Consider the following 6,066-nt stretch of genomic DNA (forward strand, 5'->3'; position numbering starts at 1 on the left):
GCCCGACATAGGAAACCAGCCAAGCTTTAATGAAAAAACCATTATTAACAACAATGCGAGCCAAAACACAGGCATTGAATAACCTACCATAGTGACAGAGTTTATAAGTTTGTCGGGCCAGCGTTTATGATAGCCAGAGCCTAAAATGCCAGTAGGTACACCAATAACAACCGATACAATTAATGCATATACGCTTAGCTCTAAAGTAGCCGGTAGTAAGTCAATAATATGGCTAAACACGCTGTTACCAGAGGCAAATGAAAGCCCCCAATCGCCTTGAAATATTCTCCCTAAAAAGGCAATGTATTGCATAAAGTAATTGCTGTTGTATAAATATTTATCCTCAAGCTCACTATGCTGTGCAAAGTTACCACTTGGTATGCCACTTAAATTACTTAGCGGATCACCGGGAAATAAATACGCCAGTGAAAACGTAAATACGCTGAGCATTAGTATCATAAAAAAGAACAAACCAAGGCGACGTAAAATATAATCTAAGATCATTATTTTTTCCTCGCATTAGCAAGCGAAATAGCACCAAACGGGCCAAGTGTTATGCCTTCCACATCAGCGCTACTTGCTTGAAAGCGCAAGCCATGAGCAATTGGTAATAACGGCAACTCTTTAATAATTAAGCTTTGTGCATCTTCGTAGTATTTTTTACGTTTGTTTAAATCAGTGGTGTCTAGTGCTTTAGTAAGCAATAAATCAAATTGGGGATTACACCAGTTTGCAGGGTTTTTGCCACTAAAAGTAGCGGTGCAACTCAGCAGCGGGCTAAAAAAGTTATCAGGGTCGGGTGTATCTGCGGCCCAACCAAGTAATACACTGTCGTGCCTATGCTCGCCAATACGTTGAATAAACGTATTCCACTCATATTCTACAATACTGACGTTAACGCCTACTTTGCGTAAATCACTTTGCATAAGCTCAGCCATTTTACGTGCGTTGGGATTATAAATACGACTCACAGGCATAGCCCATATCGTCATATCAAAGCCATTAGGCAACCCTGCTTCAATAAGTAATTTTTTAGCAAGTTCTGGATCAAACGTAGGTATATCTTCTTGTGGCTCAAATGCCCAAGAGGTTGGCGGCAAAATAGATTGTGCGCGAGTACCGTTACCGTAATAAACCGCCTGCATTATTTTATCTACATCTATTGCGTGCGCAAGCGCTTGGCGTACGCGTAAGTCGTCAAACGGAGCACGCTCTGTATTAAATGCCCAATAACCTATGTTTAAGTTTGTTTCTTTTTCGACGTTTATATCATCACGTTGCGCTAAAATGCTCAATTGCGCACTACTTGGATGAGCCGTTACATCGCACTCTTTAGTCAGCATTTTTGCTATGCGCGTAGTGCCGTTAGGGGTTATATCGTAAACCAATTGCTCAAGTGCAACGTCATGCTTCCAATAAAGTGGGTTACGGTAAAAGCGCACAAGATGATCTCGGCGGTATTCTTTATAAATATACGGGCCGGTGCCAATAGGGTACTGATCAAATAAGTTCTTTTGATTATTTTTCTTAAGTTTCATGGCGTATTCTTCTGAAAGCACCACGGCAAAGTCGGTAGCCATATTAGCTAAAAAACTACTTTCAGGATTAAACAATTCAAAACGGACTTGGTAGTCAGACACGCGCACAATTTTGCGAATAAGTTGATCAATTCCTACACTTTGAAAATACGGGTAATCGGCATCGCCCACAAAGTGATATGGATTATATACATCGAATAATCGGCTAAAGGTGAATATAACGTCGTCGGCGTTAAAGTCCCGCGATGGGGTAAAATAAGAAGTTGTATGAAACTTTACATCTTTACGCAGGGTAAAGGTAACCGATTTACCATCTTTGCTAATTTTCCAATCGGTCGCCAGCTCACTTTGAAACTCTGCCGTAACAGGGTCAATGCTAATTAAGCGGTCGTATAATTGGTTAGCAATTATATCAATAGTTGAACCGGTGGTCGTGACTTGCGGATTAAACGACACAGGGTTAGCTTCAGCGCAATAAACTAAGCCTTGGTTTTTTTCTTCTATGATTTCTTCTTTGCTATCAAGGCAACCAACTAAAGTGGTGGTAAGCAAAACAAGTAATAATTTATGCACCCGCATAACCTCTGACTATTGTTGATCCAATAAGTTGTATTTTTTAAGATAACCACGTAATTGATGATACGTTAAACCAAGTACTTCTGCAGTTTTCTTTTGATTAAATTGGCTATGTTCGAGTGCTTTATTAATCATGTTTATTTCAAAGTCGTTTGAATGCTCTTTTAAGCTGCACGGAAATTGAATATCAACGGCTGAATCATTGCTTGCTTGAGTAACAGGCGGCGTAACAACAATAGGCTCTGCATTAACCGTTTGAGCCGCTACAGGTGCTTTAATACGCGCTTTTGGTCTAAATGGGCTATCGAATGGGTCTAAAATAATCTGGTGAACGGGAATATGTTCACTACCGTGGCGATACAAACTGCGTTCAACCACATTTTTAAGTTCACGAATATTACCAGGCCAATCATAACTAAGCAGTGTTTCTGTTGCGCTTCGGGTAAAGCCGCTAAACAGTTCCCACTCTAAATCGCGCGCCATGTTCATCGCAAACTGCTCAGCAAGAAGCATAATATCGTCTTGGCGTTCGCGCAGTGGTGGTAGGGTAATTACATCAAAGGCAAGGCGATCGAGTAAATCACTTCTAAATTCACCTTGCTCGGCCAAATAAGGAAGATCTTCGTTTGTCGCACACACTAAGCGGGTATCTACTTTTACAGTTTGTTTGCCGCCAACACGTTCAAACTCACCGTATTCTATAACGCGCAGCAGTTTTTCTTGTACCATAGCTGAGGTATTAGCTAATTCATCTAAAAACAGTGTGCCGCTGTTAGCGCGTTCAAAACGACCTTCGTGACGTTTACTTGCCCCCGTAAAAGCACCGCTTTCGTGGCCAAATAATTCACTTTCGAGTAGGTTTTCGTTAAGCGCTGCACAGTTAAGCTTTACGTAGTTTTGATCCCAGCGTTTTGATAAAAAGTGTAAGCGTGCTGCTATTAGCTCTTTACCTGTGCCGCGTTCACCAATAATAAGTACCGGTTTATCTAAATTAGCCAGTTGCGATACCTGATCTAATACAGACAGAAAGCTATCTGATTGGCCGAGTAAATTATCCTGTTGGCGATATTGGCTCATATTTCCTAACTCTTGGTCATTTTTACTAACAGTTAGTGTATTTCATAATTAGGGATAACTAAAGAAATTTGTATATTTAGTTTAACGTAATGAAAATAAAGTGTATTTTAACTTTTAAAAAGTTGGCAAGCATATTGATACTAGTTATAGCAGACTAACTAAGTTTTAATTACAGAGGTAAATGTTATGGGAATTTTTTCACGTTTTGCAGATATTGTTAATTCTAATATCAACGCCATTTTAGATAAAGCAGAAGACCCAGAAAAAATGGTTCGTCTGATTATTCAAGAAATGGAAGATACGCTTGTTGAAGTACGTTCTACATCAGCTAAAACATTGGCTGAGAAAAAAGAAATTGTACGCCGCTTAGATACACTTAAAGCGCAGGTAAGTGATTGGCAAGATAAAGCCGAACTGGCTTTAAGTAAAGACCGCGACGATTTAGCGCGTTCAGCCTTACTTGAAAAGCAAAAGTCGGCAGATGCAGTTGCTTCAGTAGCGAGTGAGCTTGAACATGTAGAGTCTCATATTGAGAAATTACAGCAAGAAGTAACGACGCTACAAGAAAAGCTAGCAGATGCTAAATCTCGTCAAAAAGCGATTATACTTCGCCAACGTTCGGCTGAGTCGCGCCTTGAAGTGAAAAAGACACTTGATAGCTCAAAAGTAGAAGAAGCACTTAACCGCTTTGAACGTTACGAAACCAAAATTGATGGACTAGAATCTCAAATTGAGTCGTACGATTTAGGTAAAAAGACGTTAGCGGATGAAATTGCTAATCTACAAAAAAATGAAAAGATAGATGATGAGCTAGCCGAACTTAAAAAGAAGTTAGCTGATAAATAATTACATATAAAAATATATGGGGCCTTTGTGCCCCAGCTTAAAAACATCAAAACGGATTGTCAGGAGAGGATTATGTTTGATCCAGAGATATTAGTTGCACCATTTATCTTGTTTATGATTTTTGTTGCTCCGCTGTGGCTAATTTTGCACTACCGTAGCAAGAAACAAGTAAGCCAAGGTTTAAGTGAGCACGAACATCGCCAATTACTTGAGCTTGCACACAAAGCTGAAAAAATGGCTGATCGATTAGAAACACTTGAAGCATTGCTTGATCAAGAGTCACCACAATGGAGACGCAAAGTATGAGTGCCAAACGCGAATTATTAAGAGACCCACAACGCGGTAAAATAGCCGGTGTGTGTGCGGGATTAAGTGACTACTTTAATATGGAGTTATGGTTAGTTCGCATTATATTTGTTAGTGCGGTACTGCTAACGGGTGGCCCATTATTTGTGGTAGCGTATATTGCAGCCTGGTTCATTTTAGATAAAAAAGAGCCCGCAACAGCGCAAACAAAAAGCTCAACTAAAACTGACGATCCGCTAGAAGTAAAATTTAAAGTATGGCAAAAAGGCGAGCCGCCGCGCCGCGCATTGCAAGATTTAAAAGAGCGTTTAACGCGTGTAGATACTCGCCTTCAAGATATGGAGCGCCATGTAACTTCAAGCGAGTTTACGGTGAGCCGTGAAATTAACAAACTTTAAAGGATTTAATAGCACCTTATTTGCAGCGTGATAAATTACGGCAAATTAGGTGCAAGACACTTTATGAGCCAATCATTTGCAAAAAAGACCTTTAAAAGCATTAAAGGCAAAGCACAAAAAGCCCTTCATCGCAGTTTAGACCAACACGTAAAGCTTGCCGTAACTGGCCTAAGTGGTAGTGGTAAAACTGCCTTTATTACCGCGCTTGTTAAACACTTAACAACCCAAGCGGACGATAAAAACTTACCTTTTTTTGATGTAATGCGCGAGCACCGCCATGTGGCCACTAAAGTTGTGCCGCAAGAGGCGTTAAAAGTCCCTACGTTTAATTACCCTCGAGCACTCAATACTTTATTACCCAGCGATGGGATGCCTACATGGCCTGCATCTACCGAGCGTATTAATACGCTGCGCTTGGCAATAAAGTATCAAAGTAATGCAGGGCTGCGTGGGCACTTTTCGCCGCAATCAACGCTTTATTTAGATATTATTGACTACCCGGGTGAATGGCTCCTTGATTTACCTATGCTTGAGCAAAGCTATTCTCAATGGTGCGAGCAGCAATATCCGTTATTAACTCAGCCTTCGCGCGTAAACACATCAAGTGACTTTTTAGTAGCCGTTGATCAACTTGACTTAAACGCCCCCGTTGATGAAAACGCACTTGCCCATATTGCTCAGCTTTATCAAAGCATGTTAGTCGGGCTTAAAAAAGACACCAAACTTGCCATGTTACAACCTGGGCGCATGCTAATGCCTGGCGACCTACAAGGCGCGCCATTGTTATTGTTTTTTCCGGTATCGGGTGAAATAAACAGTGACGATGTCGTTGCGGGTTCTAATTTAGCGCATTTAATTAAGCGTTTTAACGCCTATATAAAAGAAGTCGTAAAACCATTTTATAATGAGCATTTTAGGCACTTCGATCGCCAAATCGTACTTGTAGATGTACTTAGTGCGTTAAACGAAGGGCACGAAACACTCCAAGAGCAAAGCAGTGTAATAAACCAATTACTCGCACACTTTAATTACGGTGAGTCGGGCTTTTTTAAACGTTTATTTAAGCCCAACATAGACAAAATATTATTTGCAGCTAATAAATCAGATCACATAAGTGCAAAACACCATAAAGATTTAGCACTACTACTTGATTCGCTCGTGCATGAGCAAAGTAATCATTTAAAGTTTGATGGTGTAAAAATAGAAACCATGGCTATGTCGTCAATCACAGCAACGCAGCCGCGCCAGATTACCGACAAAGGCCAAACGCTTGACTGTATTTATGGTAAACCGCTAAACGAGCCAGATTGGCTTACGTATTTACC

At 40.5% G+C, this 6,066-nt stretch carries 7 protein-coding genes; 4 read left to right on the forward strand and 3 right to left on the reverse strand.

Annotated features, from left to right (window positions below; genetic code table 11):
* The 3 genes from L655_RS0100095 to pspF form a co-directional block, all read right to left on the reverse strand.
* A partial coding sequence (locus L655_RS0100095; RefSeq protein ID WP_024603682.1) for an ABC transporter permease occupies positions 1-504 on the reverse strand: 504 nt, incomplete at its 3' end.
* Positions 504-2,111, reverse strand: coding sequence for an ABC transporter substrate-binding protein (locus tag L655_RS0100100; RefSeq protein WP_024596506.1), 1,608 nt, complete (start codon positions 2,109-2,111; stop codon positions 504-506). The genes L655_RS0100095 and L655_RS0100100, both read right to left, overlap by 1 nt.
* A gap of 15 nt (positions 2,112-2,126) precedes the next feature.
* Positions 2,127-3,191 (reverse strand): phage shock protein operon transcriptional activator, encoded by a 1,065-nt coding sequence (gene pspF, locus L655_RS0100105; RefSeq protein WP_024596505.1) that lies wholly within the window; start codon positions 3,189-3,191, stop codon positions 2,127-2,129.
* A 186-nt stretch (positions 3,192-3,377) separates the two neighbouring features.
* Between pspF and pspA the strand changes: the two genes are divergently transcribed.
* The 4 genes from pspA to L655_RS0100125 form a co-directional block, all read left to right on the forward strand.
* Positions 3,378-4,037: a phage shock protein PspA gene (pspA, locus tag L655_RS0100110; protein WP_007376832.1), complete on the forward strand. Its 660-nt coding sequence runs from the start codon at positions 3,378-3,380 to the stop codon at positions 4,035-4,037.
* Between the two features lie 72 nt (positions 4,038-4,109).
* Entirely contained in the window at positions 4,110-4,343 is a 234-nt protein-coding gene (gene pspB / locus L655_RS0100115; protein WP_024596504.1) for an envelope stress response membrane protein PspB, read from the forward strand.
* Positions 4,340-4,741 (forward strand): envelope stress response membrane protein PspC, encoded by a 402-nt coding sequence (gene pspC, locus L655_RS0100120; RefSeq protein ID WP_024596503.1) that lies wholly within the window; start codon positions 4,340-4,342, stop codon positions 4,739-4,741. The genes pspB and pspC overlap by 4 nt, the downstream gene beginning before the upstream one ends.
* A 63-nt stretch (positions 4,742-4,804) precedes the next feature.
* A partial coding sequence (locus tag L655_RS0100125) for a YcjX family protein (protein WP_024603683.1) occupies positions 4,805-6,066 on the forward strand: 1,262 nt, incomplete at its 3' end.

It is taken from the genome of Pseudoalteromonas sp. TAE79 (assembly GCF_000498015.1).
Lineage (GTDB): Bacteria > Pseudomonadota > Gammaproteobacteria > Enterobacterales > Alteromonadaceae > Pseudoalteromonas.